The following is a 16,333-nucleotide window of genomic DNA, read 5'->3' on the forward strand; positions in this document are numbered from 1 at the left end:
GCGGTGTCGGGGGTGTGGCGTCTCAGCGCGGGGCGCGGGGGTGGGGTGTTGTCAGGGGCGTAGGGGGGCGTTGCAGGCGGCTACCAGGGCCTGGCGGCAGGCTGCCGTGAGCGGGCGGAGCGCGGCGTCGCGCTGCTGCGCCTCGTAGTTGTTAATGGCGCCGCCCGGGGCGGCGTGCCCGGCCAACGCCAGCACCCGGTCGAGCACCGCAGCCCGGGCGAACAGCCGGCGGGCCCGCGGGTCGAATCCGGGTGGCAGGTCGGTGGTGCCGTCCGGGCGGCGCAGCGCGGCCAGCGCGCCGGCCAGCTCGGGCCGCCACTGGGCCACGTCGAGCCGGGTCAGCACGGCGGTCGTCTCGGCCAGCGCGGCGGCCAACTCGGCCTCGGCCTCGGCGGCCCCGGGCAGCGACAGCGAGGCGGCCGGCGCGTCGGCCGGCAGCGGGTAGACCCGCCACAGCACCGTCTCGAAACAGTCCCCGGAGCCGGAGGTGTGGCTGCGTACCTGCGGGATCAGGCCCAGCCCACCGGCCACCACCGCCTCGCCCGCCACCAGCGCCGCTCCGGCGAAGTCCCCGGGACCGGGCAGACCCCGTGGGTCACCCGGCGCGGGCAGCACCAGCCGGATCTCGTCGGGCGACAGTTTGGCCAGGGTGGGCAGCGCGGCACCCAGCGGGACGTCGGTCCAGGTGCCCGGGGCGTCCGCGACGAGATGTTCCTCGTCGCCGGCGATGGCGTCGGCGACCTCGTCGTACGGCACCAACCCAGCGCGCCACGCGCGCACCCAGGCAACGAACCGGCTCGACCGGCGCGGCGCAAGCGTGGCCGCGCCCGTTGCGGGGGTGGACATGCCGAAAGGGTACGTGGTGATCGGTGGCCCTGTCTCGGCTGCCGCTCCGGCCGCCCTCCCTGCCCCGAACTGCCCCCTTCGCCCCGTCCCATGCCGCCCTGCCCCACCTGCCACGCCCCACCCCGGGGTCCCGCCCCTCATTGCGTCGATCATGGAACTGTGGTGCCTGATAGCTGGCGGTTGGTAGTGCTTCGTGCACCACCACAACTCCATGATCGACACGACACGACACGACACGACACGGCGGGGCGGGGCGGGACGACGCGACGCGGGGTGGGAGTGGGGAGTGGCGGTGTGTCGGGGGGAGGGGGTGGGGGAGGGCGGGTTAGCGTGATCTACATGGCGGGGCGATACGGCGAGGACGTGCTGGCGGGGGACTGGCGGCGGCGGAAGGTCACCCCCGAGGTGGACGCCGAAGCGGATCTCGTGGTGGAGGACGCCGACTCCGGCTTCTGCGGAGCGGTGGTGGGTTTCGAGGCCGGCGCGGTGGTGTTGGAGGACCGGCACGGCAAACGGCGCAACTTCCCGCTGCTGCCGGCGGCGTTCCTGCTCGACGGCCGCCCGGTGACGTTGCGCCGCCCGACCCGCGCTCCGGTGCCGGCGGCCCGCCGGCGGACCGCGTCCGGTTCGGTGGCGGTGGACAACGTCCGCGCCCAGGTCGCCAAGGCCAGCCGGATCTGGGTCGAGGGCATCCACGACGCCGCGCTGGTCGAGCGCATCTGGGGCGACGACCTGCGGATCGAGGGTGTGGTCGTGGAGCCACTGGACGGCATCGACGACCTGGACGCGGCGGTGCGGGACTTCGCCCCCGGTCCGACCCGACGACTGGGTGTGCTCGTCGACCACCTCGTGCCGGGCAGCAAGGAGAGCCGCATCGTGGCCCGGGTGACCTCGCCGTACGTGCTGGTGACCGGGCATCCGTACGTCGACGTGTGGCAGGCGGTGAAGCCGGCGGCGCTGGGCATCGCGGCCTGGCCGGTGGTGCCCCCGGGGCGGCCGTGGAAGGAGGGCGTCTGCGCGGCTCTCGGGGTGGCGGAGCCGGCCGACATGTGGCGGCACATCCTGTCCCGGGTGAACAGCTTCGCCGACGTCGAGACTCCGTTGATCAACGCCATGGAGCGTCTGATCGACTTCGTCACCGAGCCCGCCTGACCGCCTGGTCCGTCGTGACCGCCCGCCAGGCGCCCAGGGCCGGGCGGCGGGTCAGGGGGCCTCGTCCGGGCTACGCGTGAAGACGAAGGTGGCGATGTCGATCGCCGTCGCCCGTCCGTCGTCGTCGCGTAGCACCGACAGGATCTCGCCGTTCTCCGGGCCGGAGCGTCCCCGCCAGCGGTCCGTCCCCTCGGCGGTGAACCGGCTCACCCGCTCGCCGCGTACGTGAGCCACCAGCTCGCCCGCGTCCCAGCTCAGGTCCAGCGAGGTGCCCATCCACCACCAGCGGCCGGTCAGCTCGGCCACGTCGGCGGCGGGCGCGGTGGTGGCCGGCCGCCACGGCTGGCCGAACGCCGGCTCGGCGTCCAGCACGGTGGTCAACAGTCGACGGCCGAGTGCGGTGATCGGGAAGCCGTACGAGTTGGCGAAGCCGACCACTGCGGTACGGCTGGACCGGTGCACCACGAGGGCGGCCACGTACCCGGGCATCGAGCCGCCGTGCCCGACGTACACGCGCTCGCCGTCGCGGTAGAGCTCCAGCCCCAGACCGTGCCCGCCGGTCCAGGAGTCGAGGTCGCTGATCACCACGGGGGCGCACATCTCGGTCAGCGTGTCGACGGCCAGCACCGACGGGTCGGGCTCGGCCAGGAACGCGGCCCAGCGGCCCAGGTCCTCGATCGTCGACCAGAGCTGCCCGGCCGGGGCCATCGCGCCGGTGTCGGTGCGCGGCTCCTCCCGCAACGTGTGGTGCCAGGGGTGGACGACGTAGCCGCGGGCGTACGGCTCGGTGGCCGCGTAGGTGGTCCGGCGCAGGCCCAGCGGGGTGAGGATGCGTTGGTCGAGCAGGTCTGCCCAGGGCGTCCCGGTGAGTCGTTCGAGCACCCCGCCGAGCAGCCCGTACGCCAGGTTGGAGTAGTGGTACGTGGTGTGCGGGGAGTAAGTGATCTTGTCGGCGGTGACCCCGGCGAGCAGGGTCGGTAGGTCGACGCCCTCGTTCCGCTCCCACCAGTCGCCCTCGGGTTCGCGTTGGATCCCGCTGGCGTGCCCGAGGAGTTGGCGCAGGGTGAGCGCGCCGAGGCCGGTGTCCGGCAGGTGCTGCTCCAGCCGGTCGTCGAGAGCCAGTCGGCCGGCGTCGCGCAACTGCATGATCAGGGTGGCGGTCATCGTCTTGCTGATCGAGCCCACCCGGTACTGCAGGTCGACGTCCGGGCGCGGGTGTTCGCCCGCAGCGGCCAGGTGTGCCAGCGCGCCGTCGCGGACCACGCCCAGCACCAGCGACGGGACGTGGCCGGCGGCCTGTGCCTGGGCGACCTGGTTGTCGATCTGTCGGGCGGTCTCGGGTAGCAGGGTCAACGGTTCTCCTCGGGTCGGGCCGCCGCCGGATGGGTCTCGCCGAGCCTACTGATCTTCCTGAAGAGGCTGCGCGAGCATTTGCGTGTCACGATCGTGGTGTGGACGCGGTGGTGTGGATCGTTCTGGGTGTGGTGCTGGCGGTCGCCGAGATCTTCACGACGACCCTCTTTCTGATCATGTTCGGGGTCGGCGCGTTCGCCGCCGCGGGCGCTGCGGCCCTGGGTGCGCCGGTCGCCGTGCAGGCGTTGGTCTTCGCCGTGGTGTCCGCGCTGAGCCTGGTCGTGGTCCGGCCGGTGATCAAGCGGCACAGCCGGTCCGCGCTGGAGAGCGGCGAACAGCCGTTCGGCGTGGAGGCGATCGAGGGCTCCACGGCGCTGGTGCTGGAGCGGGTGGACGCCGACCACGGCCTCGTCAAGATCGACGGTGAGATGTGGACGGCCCGGCCGTACGACACGACGCAGACTTTCGAGCCCGGTGAGCGGGTTCGGGTGATAAAGGTCCGGGGCGCTACCGCCCTGGTGTGGCAGGACGATGTTTCTTCCGCCGGCGAGCTGCCGGAAGCGAGAGGGTGAACGGGATGACGATAGTCGGGGTGCTGATCATCGCGGTGGCGTTGATCGCCGTGATAACGCTGGCCAAGGCTGTGCGGATCGTGCCGCAGCAGCGCCAGGACGTGGTGGAACGGCTCGGAAAGTACAAGCGCACCCTCAGCCCCGGCCTCAACCTGCTGGTGCCGTTCATCGACGCGGTGCGTACCAAGGTCGACATGCGGGAGCAGGTGGTCAGCTTCCCGCCGCAGCCGGTGATCACCTCGGACAACCTGGTGGTCTCGATCGACACGGTCCTCTACTTCAAGGTGGTCGACTCGGTCCGGGCGACGTACGAGATCTCCAGCTTCCTCCAGGCCATCGAGCAGTTGACGGTGACCACGCTGCGCAACGTGATCGGCTCGCTCGACCTGGAGCGGGCCCTGACCAGCCGGGACGAGATCAACCGGCACCTGTCCGGGGTGCTGGACGAGACGACCGGCCGCTGGGGCATCAAGGTGACCCGGGTCGAGATCAAGGCGATCGAGCCGCCGGCCAGCATCCGCGACTCGATGGAGAAGCAGATGCGCGCCGAGCGGGACCGTCGCGCCGCGATCCTCACTGCGGAGGGGCACAAGCAGTCGCAGATCCTCACCGCCGAGGGTGAGAAGCAGTCCGCGGTGCTGCGGGCCGATGGTGACCGGCAGGCGCGGATCCTGCAGGCCGAGGGGCAGGCGAAGGCGATCCGGACGGTGTTCGACGCGATCCACCAGGCGAACCCGAGCCAAAAGGTCCTCGCGTACCAGTACCTGCAGGCGCTGCCGCAGATCGCCCAGGGCAGCGCCAACAAGGTCTGGATCGTGCCGGCCGAGCTGACCAAGGCCCTGGAGGGTATGGGTGGCGCGCTCGGTGGGCTGAGCCAGATGGTGGGGGATCTGCCCGCGCCGGAGGCCGCCGACCACGCGAGCCAGGTCGAGCGCGAGGCCGCGGAGGCGGCGCAGGCCGCGGCCGCCGCCGCCCAGCAGATCCACGACGAGGTACGCGTCGCCGAGGCGCAGGCCACCGGCGGCAACAAGCCGCAGGGTCTGCCCGCGCCGGAGCCGGTCACCCCGGACAGTCTGGTCAACGACCCGACGGACCAGCGCGAGCGCGGCTGACCCGGCACGCGCGGCCGTTCGCGCGGCGCTGAGGCGGCGGGCAGCCAACGTCGGCGTTCGGCCGGGTAAATACGAGAAAGACTCATGGGGCGCTCCGACGCCTGCCACGATCGGTCCTAGGACGGGTGGTGACCAGGCAATCGGGGCGCCCCGGCGCGTCTCGCACCGCTCGTGGACGAGCGAGGTGACGCATGAAGGATCCGGCGAATCGGATGTGGTCCTCGGCCCCCGTACCCGGCGCGCACGATCCGGTCGCGCCGCTGGGCTCCCGGCGCAGTGGCGGTGGCTTCGGCGTACTGCCATTCGTCGGCGAGCCCACTCCGCTCGCCCCCGCCACGAACGCCAGTTGGGCCTGGTCGGTACGCCGGTTCGCCCGGGCCGCGGTGTGGCTGCTGCCCGCGTACGCCATCCTCTACGGCGCGGTGGCGATGGCCAGCGACGGCGGGGTGGGCAACGACCCGTATCCGGCGGACGGCCGGGCGGTGTACCTGATCGGCTGGGTGGCGGCGGTCTGGCTCGGCCTGCTCGCGCTGCTGGCCCTCACCGGCCTGCTGGCCGCGACCCGCAGCCGCCGGGTGGCCGCCGCCGGGCTGCTGGTCAGCATCGCCGGCACGGTACTGATGCTGCCGTTCGCCGGCTTCGAGGAGCAGACGCCGGTCTTCGGCACCACCGCGCGGTCGCTGGTCCTGCTCGGCGCGACGTTCTACAGCGTGGGGTGGTTCCTCACCGGGTGGGCGGTGTCCCGCTCGGGCACCTTCAGCCTCGGCGACGGGGTCATGCTGATCATCGCCGCGCCGCTGCTCGGCCTCGGCGGCGCCCTGATCGGGTCGCTCCAGACCTTCGGCGCGATCTTCGTGTTGATCGCCGGCATCGGCATCGGCTACCGCAGCGGCCGCCTGATGCCCCGCCAAACCGCCGACGACGCGGCCAACGCCAGCCTCTCCACCCCCCCAACCTCCTAACCCGCCCCACCGAGCGCCACCCCACCCCGCCTCGGTGATCAAGAGGTTCGCGTCAAGAATCGGCCCGTATCTGACGCAAACCTCTTGATCACCGCTGTGGAGGGGCGCGGGCGTGCTGGTTGTGGGGTGCCGTGAAGTTGCTGACAATTGGGCTTCGGGGGTGGTCGGTTGGCGTTATTTGTGGCAATCCTGGGTTGCATGGCCGCCCCCCGCTCGCCGCTGTCGCGGCTGTTCACCGTGCTGCTCACCGGCCTGCTGGCCGGGTTGGTCCTGGCCGCCGCGGCGCTGCCGGGCAATCTGCTGGTCGGGTTCACCGCGCGTGCCGCGCTCAGCTCGTACGCCGCGCTGCCCGACGCGCTGCGCACCCCGGCGACGCCGCAGCGCTCCTACCTCTACGCCAACGACGGCAAGACGCTGCTCACCACGTTCTACGACGTCAACCGGACGGACGTGGCGTTGGCGGACGTCGCCCCGGTGATGCGGCAGGCGATCGTGGCGGCCGAGGACCGGCGGTTCTACGACCACGGTGGCGCGGACCTGCGGGGCCTGGCCCGGGCGCTGGTCGCCAACGTCAAGGGCGGCGGCACCGAGCAGGGCGGCTCGACGCTGACCATGCAGTACGTCCGTAACGTCCTCAAGACCGACCCCACCCGCACCGCCGAGGAGCGGGCCGCCGCCACCGACCCCACCGTCGGTCGGAAGATCCAGGAGATCCGGTACGCGGGCGCGCTGGACAAGAGCCTCGGCAAGGACGAGATCCTGGGCCGGTACCTGAACATCGCCTACTTCGGCTCCGGCGCGTACGGGATCGCGGCGGCCAGCCAGCGCTACTTCGGCAAGCCCCCGGCGCAGTTGACCCTCGCCGAGTCGGCGCTGCTCGCCGGTCTGGTGCAGTCCCCGGACGCGTACAGCCCGATCAGCGGCGACAAGGACCAGGCCCTCGCCCGCCGGTCGTACGTGCTGGACTCGATGGTCGCCACCGGGGCGATCACCGCCGCGCAGGCGGCGCAGGCCAAGGCCGAGCCGCTGGCGCTGCACCCCACCGCGCAGCCCAACGGCTGCACCGCCGTCGCCCAGGGACACGACGACTGGGGCTACTTCTGCGACTACCTGCGCCAGTGGTGGCTGACCCAGCCGGCCTTCGGGGCCACCCCCGCCGAGCGCGAGCAGGCCCTGCGCGCGGGCGGCTACACCGTCGTCTCGTCGCTCGACCCGAAGATCCAGGCCACCGCGCAGCAGCAGGCCACCAAGGTCTACGGGTACGACAACAAGCGGGCCCTGCCGATCGCGGCCGTCCAGCCCGGCACGGGTCGGGTGCTCGCCATGGCGGTCAACCGGCACTACAGCCTCGCCGACAATCCGGCCGGGCAGGCCAACTACCCCAACACGGTCAACCCGCTGATCTCCGGTGGGGCCAGCGTCGACGGGTACCAGGCGGGTTCGACGTTCAAGCTGTTCACCATGCTCGCCGCGCTGGAGTCGGGCCGTACCCTCTCCACCGGGTTCGACGCCCCGGCCAAGCTGCCCACCCGGTACCCGGCCGAGGGGCCGGGCAGTTGTGACGGCAAGTGGTGCCCGGCGAACGCCAACCCGGCGTGGATGGACGGGTACCGGATGATGTGGGACGGCTTCGGCCGTTCGGTGAACACCTACTTCGTGTGGCTGGCCGAGCAGGTGGGCCAGGACAAGGTGGTCGAGATGGCGCAGCGGCTCGGCATCACGTTCCGCGCCGACACCGACGCCGCCTTCGCCAAGAACAACGCCGCGAACTGGGGATCGTTCACCCTCGGTGTGGCCGCCACCACCCCCCTCGACCTGGCCAACGCGTACGCCACGGTGGCCGCCGAGGGCACCTACTGCACGCCGGTGCCGGTGGTCTCGGTGACGGACGCGAAGGGCACGAAGGTGCCGGTCGGCGAGCCGTCCTGCAAAAAGGTCCTCGACGCCGACGTGGCGCGCGCCGCGACCGACGCGGCCCGCTGCCCCGTGGGCCAGCAGTCGGCGCTCGGGCAGTGCAACGGCGGCACCGCCACCGGTGTGAACGACATCCTCGACGGCCGGTCGGTGGCCGGTAAGACGGGTAGCTCGGAGGAGAACGCCACCGAGACGTTCGTCGGCTTCACCCCGCAGGTGGCCGTCGCGGGCATTGCGGCCAACCCCGACGACCCGGCCGACTCGGTGGGTTCGGCGGTGCAGAGCAAGGTGATCGACGCGGTCGCGCGGGTCATCGCCACCGCTGTGAAGGGCCAGCCGGAGAAGGCGTTCACCGCCCCCAGCAAGGAGTTGGCCGGCGACCCCCGCCGCCCGGTAGAGCGCCCCGCCGTCCCCGACCGCCCGCAGCAGCCCACCCAGGACCCGCGTTCGGCCCTGCAACGCTGGCTCGACCGCCGCGGCTGACAGGCCCTTATGGCGGCAGGGAACCTCACGTCGGTACGGCGTTCAGCCGGCCGCCTCCAGGATCAGCTTGAGCGTGCCGAGGTTGTCGCGCATCCCGCCGCTGAAGAGTTTCTCGGCGAACGGTCCGAGGAGTGCCGCCGGTCCGCTGAGCCCGGAGGCGCTGATCGTGCCCTCGAGGACGAGTGTCGTCATGCCGCCCGACGGTCGGACGAGGTAGCGGTAGGTGAACGGGGTCGGCCCGCTCACCGAGGTGAAGGTGACCTCGTCACCCGCCGCGTACGTGGTGATCGAGACGTCGTTGCGGGCCGGCCCGCCGGGGAGGTCCCGATACACGTGGTAGCGGATCCCGAGGCCGTGGGTGCCCTCGACACGCTCCACGCGTCGCACCGCCGAATACCACCTCGGCATGGTGGTGAGGTCGGCGACGAAGTCGAACACCTGCGCTGCGGGGGCCTTGATGTCGAGGGCTAGCTGGAAGCTCATGCTGTTTCCTTCGGGCGTGTCGCACTCGGCGACGGTTCAGTCGGGTTGTTTCTTCTCGGCGGCGAGGCGGTTCGCGAGGGCGGTTCCGGCGGGGGACTGTCGGGTGAACCCGTCCAGGAACGCGATGAAGGCGCCCACGTCCGTGCCCGCGGTGGCATGGTCGAGCAGGTCGTACAGCTGGTTCTCGATCTCTACGACGCGCAGGGCCTTGTCCTGGCCCGCCGCGGTGAGCGTGAGCGTGACCTGCCGCCGGTCGTGTTGACTACTGGTTCTCTCCACGAGGCCGGCGGCGACGAGTCGGTCGACGATGCGGCTGGGACTGGTGCCGGTGTCGCAGACGAGCATGTCGCCGAGTTCCCGGAGTGCCAGCGGTTCGTGGTCCGCGATGATGCGCAGTGCCTCGGACTGCGCCGGCGTGAGGCCGATCGCGGACAGCAGCACTGTGAGCTGACGATTGCCTTCTCGTTGTGCCGCGAGGATGAGGTAGCGGAGCTGTTCGGCTGTTCTCACACCGGTATGGTGCCGTGTTCCGCCAGCGCGCCGGCCAGAAGCCCGGCCGCCGCGGGATCGTGTGCGGCGAGAATCGGCATGCCCGGGTAGCGGGCGGCCAGCGCGTTGACCCGCCTGGTGACCTCGTGCAGCCGGGCGGCGTCGCCGACTCCGGGGACGCGGTCGGCAGCGAGCCGCCGCACGTCGTAGGTGACGTCGCCGACGAACAACATGGGCGGCATCCCCTGGCCGCGCAGCAGCAGCGACATCGATCCGGGCGTGTGCCCGGGGGTGGGCAGCAGGAGCAGGGAACCGTCACCCATGACGTCGTGGACGTGGGTGAACGGCGCGATCGACGGATCGTCGAGCCGCTGCGGCGTGACGGCCGTGAAGCTGACGCCCGGCACGTGGATGTGCTCCCGCAGCAGACCGGCGAAGGCCGCGAACCTCCTGTCGACCTCGGCCAATTCGGCGGCGTGGACGAGGATCCGCGCCGATCCGGGCAGTTCCCGAAGGCCGCCGATGTGGTCCTGGTGCAGGTGCGAGAGGACGGCCACGCGCACGTCGGCGATGTCGTAGCCCTGCTCGCGGAGGCGGTCGGTCAGGGTCGCGCCCGCAGGCACGTCGAAGGTGGCGAGTCGGCGGTAGATGTGTCCGGCCGGGCCGCCGGGGAAGTATCCCGGGTCGGTGACCGAGCGCCGGTCCTGGCCGGTGTCGAACAGCACCAGCCCTTTGTCGTGCTCGATCACGTACACGTTGATCGGGAGGGGGTCGGTCCACCGGCGTGACGTGTTGAGCCACCACAGCAGTGGAGTGCCGTTCGTCTCGACGTGCTCCGGACGGATCCGGACGGTGCCCGTGCTGACGACGGCGACGCGCTTGATCGGGTTCATCGGGGTACTCCTTTTCATGTCGCGACATGCATGTCGCGACATGAATTGGACAACTGTGGAGCCCCGGTGTCAAGCGGTGTCGCGCCGTCAGCGTTCGCGGCGGCGGGGGCGGTAGCTGGCGATCGTCGCGGGTAGGCCGCGCCGGATGATGCCGGCCCAGTCGGTGTCGCCGCGCAGGACCGCCGCCGCGGTCTTGCGGGCCTGCTCGGCGGTGAAGTGCGGCGGCAGCATCAGTTCGGCCGGGTCGACCAGCGCGTTGATGACCACCGGACGGTCGGCGGCGAGCGCCCGGTCCCAGACACCCGGGACCTGATCCGGCGAGTCGACCAGCTCACCGCGCAACCCGAGCACCTCGGCCCACTGGTGGTAGCCGATGTCCGGGAGCTGTTGGCTGTCCGGGAACATCGGCGTGCCCTCGCTGGAGCGCTGCTCCCAGCTGACGAACGCCAGGTCCCGGTTGTTGAGCACCAGCACCACGAACCGTGGGTCGGTCCAGCCGCGCCAGTACTTCGCCACCGTGATCAGCTCGTTGACGCCGTTCATCTGCATGGCCCCGTCGCCGATCATCGCGATCAGCGGCCGGTCCGGGTGGGCGAACTTGGCGCTCAGCGCGTACGGCATCGCGCCGCCCATGGACAGCAGCGTGCCGGAGAGGCTGGCCAGCATCCCGGGCCGGACCTGCACGTGCCGGGCGTACCAGGCGGTCGCCGTGCCGCAGTCCACGGCGAGCATCGCGTCGTCGGGCAGCCGATCGCTGAGAGTGCTGAACAGCAGTTGCGGGTTGACCGGGTCGGCGCTCTGCCCGGCCAGGTCGCGCTGGGCGCGTCGCCACGCCGAGGTGGCCTCGGCGATCTCCGCCCGCCAGGCGGTCGGCCCGGGGCCGGGGCCCAGCTCGTCCAGCAGCGCCCGCAGGGTGGGGCGGGCGTCGCCGGTCAGGTTCACCTCGGTCGGGTACCGCAGGCCGAGCTGGGTGCCGTCCAGGTCGATCTGCACCGCGCGGGCCTGGCCGGGCGGCGGGTAGAACTCCGAGTACGGCATGTTGCTGCCCACGATCAGCAGCCGGTCGCAGCCGGTCATGAGCTGCCAACTCGGCCGGGTCCCGAGCAGCCCGATCGCGCCGGTCACCCACGGCTCGCGATGATCGACGGTGGCGAAGCCGAGCAGCGCGGTGGCCACCCCCGCGCCGAGCCGATGGGCGATCTCGCGTACCTCGGCCTCGGCCCCGAGCGCGCCCTGACCGACCAGCATGGCCACCCGCTCGCCACCGCGCAGCACCTCGGCGGCGCGGCGCAGGTCGGCCGTCGGCGGGACGGTCGGCGTACTGCTCGGCACGTTGCTGGTGTGGTAGTAGCCGTGCGCGTGCGGGGGATCCACGACGGCCGGCTCGTCCTGAATGTCCGAGGGGAGCACCAGCGCGGTGACGGTGCGCCGGGACAGCGCCGTGCGGCACGCCCGGTCGACGAGGTGGCGTACCTGCGCGGGGTGGTCGAGCTGGGCCAGGAAGGCCGCCGCCACGTCCTTGTACAGGGCCAGCAGGTCGACCTCCTGGTAGTAGCCGCCGCCCTCGGCGGTGACCGCCGTGTGCCCGAGCAGGGCGACCACGGGTTGGTGGTCGAGCTTGGCGTCGTACAGGCCGTTGAGCAGGTGGATGGCACCGGGGCCGCTGGTCACCAGCGCGCAGCCCAGCGGCCCGCCGCCGTACTTGACGTGGGCGGACGCGGCGAACCCGGCGGTCTCCTCGTGCCGTACCTGGATGAACTGCGCGCGCTCGTTGGTGCGTTGCAGGGCGGAGGTGATGCCGTTGATGCCGTCTCCCGGATAGCCGAAGTACCGGCGTACGCCCCAACTGAACAAACGGGAGACGATGTGGTCCGCGACGGTCGGACGGCGGGGCAGGGTGCCCCCTTCGGCCGGTGCCGTGTGCTCTGCGCTCACCTGGCTGGTCCTTCCCGTGGCGTCCGGTATCCCACCGGTCGTTCCCCTTCTCGACCGGGCAAAACACCCCCCGCCGGGCGGACGTCGGGGTGGCAGCCGGGCGTCCGGCAGAATCGTCGGGTGCCCGTCCACCAGATCACCGACCCCGACGACGACCGGATCGCCGACTACCGCGCGCTTACCGACGTCGAGCTGCGCACCCGCTGGGAGCCTCCGCACGGCCTGTTCATCGCCGAGGGCGAGCTGGTGCTGCGCCGGGCGCTACGTGCCGGCTATCCGGCCCGGTCGTACCTGATCGACGCCAAGCGCGTCGACCAGCTGGCCGACCTGGACACCGGCGACGCGCCCGTCTACGCCGCCACCCAGGACGTGCTGGAGAAGGCCACCGGCTTCCACGTACACCGGGGAGTGCTGGCGTCCTTCCACCGCCGTCCGTTGCCGACGGCGGCCGAGGTGCTCGCCGGCGCGCGCCGGGTGGTGATCCTCGAGGACGTCAACAACCACACGAACCTGGGCGCGATCTTCCGGGGGGCCGCCGCGTTGGGCGTCGACGCGGTGCTGCTGTCGCCGTCCTGCGCCGACCCGCTCTACCGGCGCAGCGTGCGGGTGAGCATGGGGGAGGTCTTCGCGCTGCCGTACGCCAAGCTCGACCGCTGGCCGGCCGGCCTCGACGAGGCACGCGCGGCGGGGTTCACCGTCCTCGCCATGACGCCCGCGCCGGACGCCGTACCCATGCAGCGGTTGACGCCGGCGCAGCGCGAGCGGGCGGCGCTGCTGCTGGGCGCCGAGGGGCCCGGCCTGACGGCGGCGGCGCAGGCGGCCAGCGACGTGCGGGTGGTCCTGCCGATGCGGCGCGGAGTGGACTCGTTGAACGTCGCCGCGGCGGCGGCGGTGGCCTTCTGGGAACTGGGACGCGGCGATCCGCTTGCATGACCATGCGTCTTGTTGAATAATCTTCCCCGTGTCCAAGGTTCTCACCTCCCTGCCCATCGGCGAACGTGTCGGCATCGCCTTCTCCGGCGGCCTCGACACCTCGGTCGCGGTCGCGTGGATGCGCGACAAGGGCGCCGTCCCCTGCGCGTACACCGCCGACATCGGCCAGTACGACGAGCCCGACATCGGCTCGGTCCCCGGCCGTGCGCTCAGCTACGGCGCCGAGGTCGCCCGACTCGTCGACTGCCGCGCCGCCCTGGTCGAGGAGGGCCTCGCCGCGCTGACCTGCGGCGCCTTCCACATCCGCTCGGGCGGACGCTCGTACTTCAACACCACCCCGCTGGGTCGGGCGGTGACCGGCACCCTGCTGGTCCGCGCGATGATCGCCGACGACGTCCAGATCTGGGGCGACGGCTCGACCTTCAAGGGCAACGACATCGAGCGGTTCTACCGCTACGGCCTGCTGGCCAACCCGATGCTGCGCATCTACAAGCCGTGGCTGGACACCGACTTCGTCACCGAGCTGGGTGGGCGCAAGGAGATGTCCGAGTGGCTGCTCGAGCGCGGCCTGCCCTACCGGGACAGCACCGAGAAGGCGTACTCCACCGACGCCAACATCTGGGGCGCCACGCACGAGGCGAAGACCCTGGAGCACCTCGACACCGGCATCGAGACGGTCAGCCCGATCATGGGCGTGAAGTTCTGGGACCCGTCGGTGGAGATCCCGACCGAGGACGTCACGATCGGCTTCGACCAGGGCCGTCCCGTGACGATCAACGGCAAGGAGTTCGGCAGCGCCGTCGACCTGGTGCTGGAGGCCAACGCCATCGGCGGCCGGCACGGCCTGGGCATGTCCGACCAGATCGAGAACCGGATCATCGAGGCCAAGAGCCGGGGCATCTACGAGGCGCCCGGGATGGCGCTGCTGCACATCGCGTACGAGCGGCTGGTCAACGCCATCCACAACGAGGACACCCTGGCCAACTACCACAGCGAGGGTCGTCGCCTCGGCCGCCTGATGTACGAGGGTCGCTGGCTGGACCCGCAGGCGCTGATGCTGCGCGAGTCGTTGCAGCGCTGGGTCGGCACGGCGGTCAGCGGTGAGGTGACGTTGCGGCTGCGCCGGGGCGAGGACTACTCGATCCTCGACACCACCGGCCCCGCGTTCAGCTACCACCCGGACAAGCTGTCGATGGAGCGCACCGAGGACTCGGCCTTCGGCCCGTCGGACCGCATCGGCCAGCTCACCATGCGCAACCTCGACATCGCCGACTCCCGGGCGAAGCTGGAGCAGTACGCCTCCCTCGGCATGGTCGGTGGCGCGGGAAGCGAGCGGATGATCGGGGCCGCGCAGGCAGCCTCCACCGGACTGATCGGCGCGATGCCGGAGGGCGGCGCGGAAGCCATCGCCTCCCGAGGCGTCGCCACCGCCGCGGACGAGGCGCTCGACCGGGCGGCCATGGAGTTCGGCACGGACTGATCCGGTACCCGGCCGGTCGAAGCCCGGGGTCACGGACGGTAGCGTGTCGGCCGTGTTCCCTACCGTCCGTGAGATCCTGACCCTGGACCCGGTCCGCCACGGCGCCCCGCGCGTGGTCGCCGGGGACGCCGGGCTGGACCGGCCGGTCCGCTGGGTGCACGTCGCCGAGGTCCCGGACATCGCCACCCTCCTCGGCGGCGGCGAGCTGGTGTTGACCACCGGCATCGGCCTGCCGGCCGACGACGCGGGACTGCGCGCATTCATCGGCGACCTCGCCGACGTGGGTGTCTCCGGACTCGTCGTCGAACTGGGCCGCCGCTACGTCACCGGCGTACCCCGGGTGATGACCGCCGCCGCCGAACGACGCGGCCTACCCCTGGTCGAGCTGCGCCGGGCCACCCCGTTCGTGCGGATCACCGAGGCGGTGCACGCGCTGATCGTCGACGCGCAGCTCACCGAGCTGCGTGCCGCCGAGGAGATCCACCAGCGGTTCACCGACCTCTCCGTCGAGGGCGCCGACGCCGCCGAGGTGATCCGACAGGCCGCCGAGTTGTCCGGGTGCCCGGTCGTGCTGGAGAACCTGTCCCGGCAGGTTCTCGGGTACGACCCGGCGGGGGAGAGCGCGGAGCTGCTGCTGGACGGCTGGGAGCAGCACTCCCGGCGCGTCCGTCCGGTCGGGCGGACCGCGTACGACCCGGACAGCGGCTGGCTGGTGACCGTCGTCGGCGCGCGGGGCCAGGACTGGGGACGGCTGCTGCTGCGCTGGCCGGCGAGCGGCGACGCGCCCACCGACGCTCCCCCCAATCGGCTGAACATCCTCGTCGAGCGGGCCGCGTCCACCCTCGCGCTGGGCCGGTTGATCCGCCGCGACGCCGAAGGGCTGGAACGACAGCTCCACCGCACCCTGCTCACCGCCCTGCTCGACCACTCCCGGCCGGTCGACGAGGTGGCGCTGCGCGCCAAGGCGCTCGGCGTGACGCTGGACCGTCGGCACCTCGTCGGCGTGCTGGTCCGCCACCGAGCCGACGATTCCGCCGTCGACGGCGGCCCCGAAGCCGGCCAGGCCCGGCTACGCGACCTCTCCGAGGCCGTCGGCCAGGCGCTGCGGGAGGCCAAACTGACGGCACTGACCAGCGCCGTCGACGACAACTCGGTGGGCGCGCTGCTGGCCCTGACCGACCCGGCCGCCGAGGACCGCGCACTGTCCGCGTTCGCCGAGGCCCTTCGTCGGGTACGCCTCGACGCCGCCACGGGCCGGACCGCGTCGAACGCCTCCGCCGGGGTGATCGTGGCCGCCGGATCCGGGGTGAACAGTCTGCGCGAGGCCCGGCGGTCGCTCGTCGAGGCGCGGCAGATCGCCGAGGCCGCCCGGCGGGACCGGCGTGACCTGCCGGTATTCCGGCTGCCGCACGTGGGTCTGGCCGGCCTGCTGCACCTGCTGCGCGACGAGCCCCGACTCCAGACCTTCGTCGAGCGGGAACTCGGCCCGCTCCTGGAGTACGACGCCCAGCACCCCCGGGAGCGGCTCCTCGACACCCTGCGCGCGTACCTGGAGCAGGGGCGCAACAAGTCCGCCGGCGCGGCCGCCGCGCACCTGTCCCGGCCGGCCTTCTACGAACGCCTGGCCCGGATAGCCCGCATCCTCGACGTGGACCTCGACTCGGTAGAGGCCAGCCTCTCCCTGCACGTGGCCCTGCTGGCCCTGGAAGCGGTCCGCACCCCCTGA

14 protein-coding genes are annotated in these 16,333 nt (G+C 72.0%); 8 read left to right on the forward strand and 6 right to left on the reverse strand.

The window, feature by feature from the left end; all coding sequences use genetic code 11:
* Positions 1-51: 51 nt before the first annotated feature.
* The gene (locus ABZ272_RS27025; protein WP_355052729.1) at positions 52-846 is read right to left on the reverse strand and encodes a hypothetical protein; all 795 of its coding nucleotides are present in this window, start codon (positions 844-846) and stop codon (positions 52-54) included.
* A gap of 339 nt (positions 847-1,185) precedes the next feature.
* Between ABZ272_RS27025 and ABZ272_RS27030 the strand changes: the two genes are divergently transcribed.
* A complete protein-coding gene (locus tag ABZ272_RS27030) occupies positions 1,186-1,998 on the forward strand; it encodes a DUF3097 domain-containing protein (protein ID WP_355052730.1) in 813 nt (270 codons plus the stop codon).
* Positions 1,999-2,049: 51 nt separating this feature from the next.
* Here the strand turns inward: ABZ272_RS27030 and ABZ272_RS27035 are convergent, their stop codons facing one another.
* Complete coding sequence (locus tag ABZ272_RS27035) at positions 2,050-3,351, reverse strand: serine hydrolase domain-containing protein (protein ID WP_355052731.1); 1,302 nt, start codon at positions 3,349-3,351, stop codon at positions 2,050-2,052.
* 98 nt (positions 3,352-3,449) lie between these two features.
* Here ABZ272_RS27035 and ABZ272_RS27040 point away from each other — a divergent pair, with 98 nt between their 5' ends.
* The 4 genes from ABZ272_RS27040 to ABZ272_RS27055 all read left to right on the forward strand — a co-directional run bounded on the left by ABZ272_RS27040 (position 3,450) and on the right by ABZ272_RS27055 (position 8,394).
* Positions 3,450-3,923, forward strand: a complete 474-nt coding sequence (locus tag ABZ272_RS27040; RefSeq protein ID WP_355052732.1) for an NfeD family protein — start codon at positions 3,450-3,452, stop codon at positions 3,921-3,923.
* A 5-nt stretch (positions 3,924-3,928) separates the two neighbouring features.
* The gene (locus ABZ272_RS27045) at positions 3,929-5,035 is read left to right on the forward strand and encodes an SPFH domain-containing protein (protein ID WP_355052733.1); all 1,107 of its coding nucleotides are present in this window, start codon (positions 3,929-3,931) and stop codon (positions 5,033-5,035) included.
* 191 nt (positions 5,036-5,226) lie between these two features.
* The gene (locus ABZ272_RS27050) at positions 5,227-5,997 is read left to right on the forward strand and encodes a hypothetical protein (RefSeq protein WP_355052734.1); all 771 of its coding nucleotides are present in this window, start codon (positions 5,227-5,229) and stop codon (positions 5,995-5,997) included.
* A gap of 198 nt (positions 5,998-6,195) precedes the next feature.
* Complete coding sequence (locus tag ABZ272_RS27055) at positions 6,196-8,394, forward strand: transglycosylase domain-containing protein (RefSeq protein WP_355052735.1); 2,199 nt, start codon at positions 6,196-6,198, stop codon at positions 8,392-8,394.
* 42 nt (positions 8,395-8,436) lie between these two features.
* On the opposite strand, the gene ABZ272_RS27060 is transcribed toward ABZ272_RS27055, so the two are convergent.
* The 4 genes from ABZ272_RS27060 to ABZ272_RS27075 all read right to left on the reverse strand — a co-directional run bounded on the left by ABZ272_RS27060 (position 8,437) and on the right by ABZ272_RS27075 (position 12,194).
* Complete coding sequence (locus tag ABZ272_RS27060) at positions 8,437-8,877, reverse strand: SRPBCC family protein (protein WP_355052736.1); 441 nt, start codon at positions 8,875-8,877, stop codon at positions 8,437-8,439.
* Positions 8,878-8,913: 36 nt separating this feature from the next.
* Positions 8,914-9,387 carry a MarR family transcriptional regulator gene (locus tag ABZ272_RS27065; RefSeq protein ID WP_355052737.1) on the reverse strand — a complete coding sequence of 158 codons (474 nt, stop codon included), beginning with the start codon at positions 9,385-9,387 and terminating at the stop codon, positions 8,914-8,916.
* Entirely contained in the window at positions 9,384-10,259 is an 876-nt protein-coding gene (locus tag ABZ272_RS27070) for an N-acyl homoserine lactonase family protein (protein WP_355052738.1), read from the reverse strand. Before ABZ272_RS27070 ends, ABZ272_RS27065 begins: the two co-directional genes overlap by 4 nt.
* Positions 10,260-10,346: 87 nt before the next feature.
* Positions 10,347-12,194, reverse strand: a complete 1,848-nt coding sequence (locus ABZ272_RS27075) for a thiamine pyrophosphate-requiring protein (protein WP_355052739.1) — start codon at positions 12,192-12,194, stop codon at positions 10,347-10,349.
* Between the two features lie 120 nt (positions 12,195-12,314).
* On the opposite strand from ABZ272_RS27075, the gene ABZ272_RS27080 reads away from it, so the two are divergent.
* Genes ABZ272_RS27080 through ABZ272_RS27090 form a run of 3 tightly spaced genes read left to right on the forward strand, consistent with a single transcriptional unit; the run spans position 12,315 to position 16,333 of the window.
* The gene (locus ABZ272_RS27080; RefSeq protein WP_355052740.1) at positions 12,315-13,127 is read left to right on the forward strand and encodes an RNA methyltransferase; all 813 of its coding nucleotides are present in this window, start codon (positions 12,315-12,317) and stop codon (positions 13,125-13,127) included.
* A gap of 28 nt (positions 13,128-13,155) precedes the next feature.
* Positions 13,156-14,607, forward strand: a complete 1,452-nt coding sequence (gene argG, locus ABZ272_RS27085) for an argininosuccinate synthase (RefSeq protein ID WP_355052741.1) — start codon at positions 13,156-13,158, stop codon at positions 14,605-14,607.
* 43 nt (positions 14,608-14,650) lie between these two features.
* Positions 14,651-16,333, forward strand: a complete 1,683-nt coding sequence (locus tag ABZ272_RS27090) for a PucR family transcriptional regulator ligand-binding domain-containing protein (protein ID WP_355052742.1) — start codon at positions 14,651-14,653, stop codon at positions 16,331-16,333.

It is taken from the genome of Micromonospora sp. NPDC005979, from assembly GCF_040614415.1.
In the GTDB taxonomy this organism is placed as follows: Bacteria; Actinomycetota; Actinomycetes; order Mycobacteriales; family Micromonosporaceae; genus Micromonospora.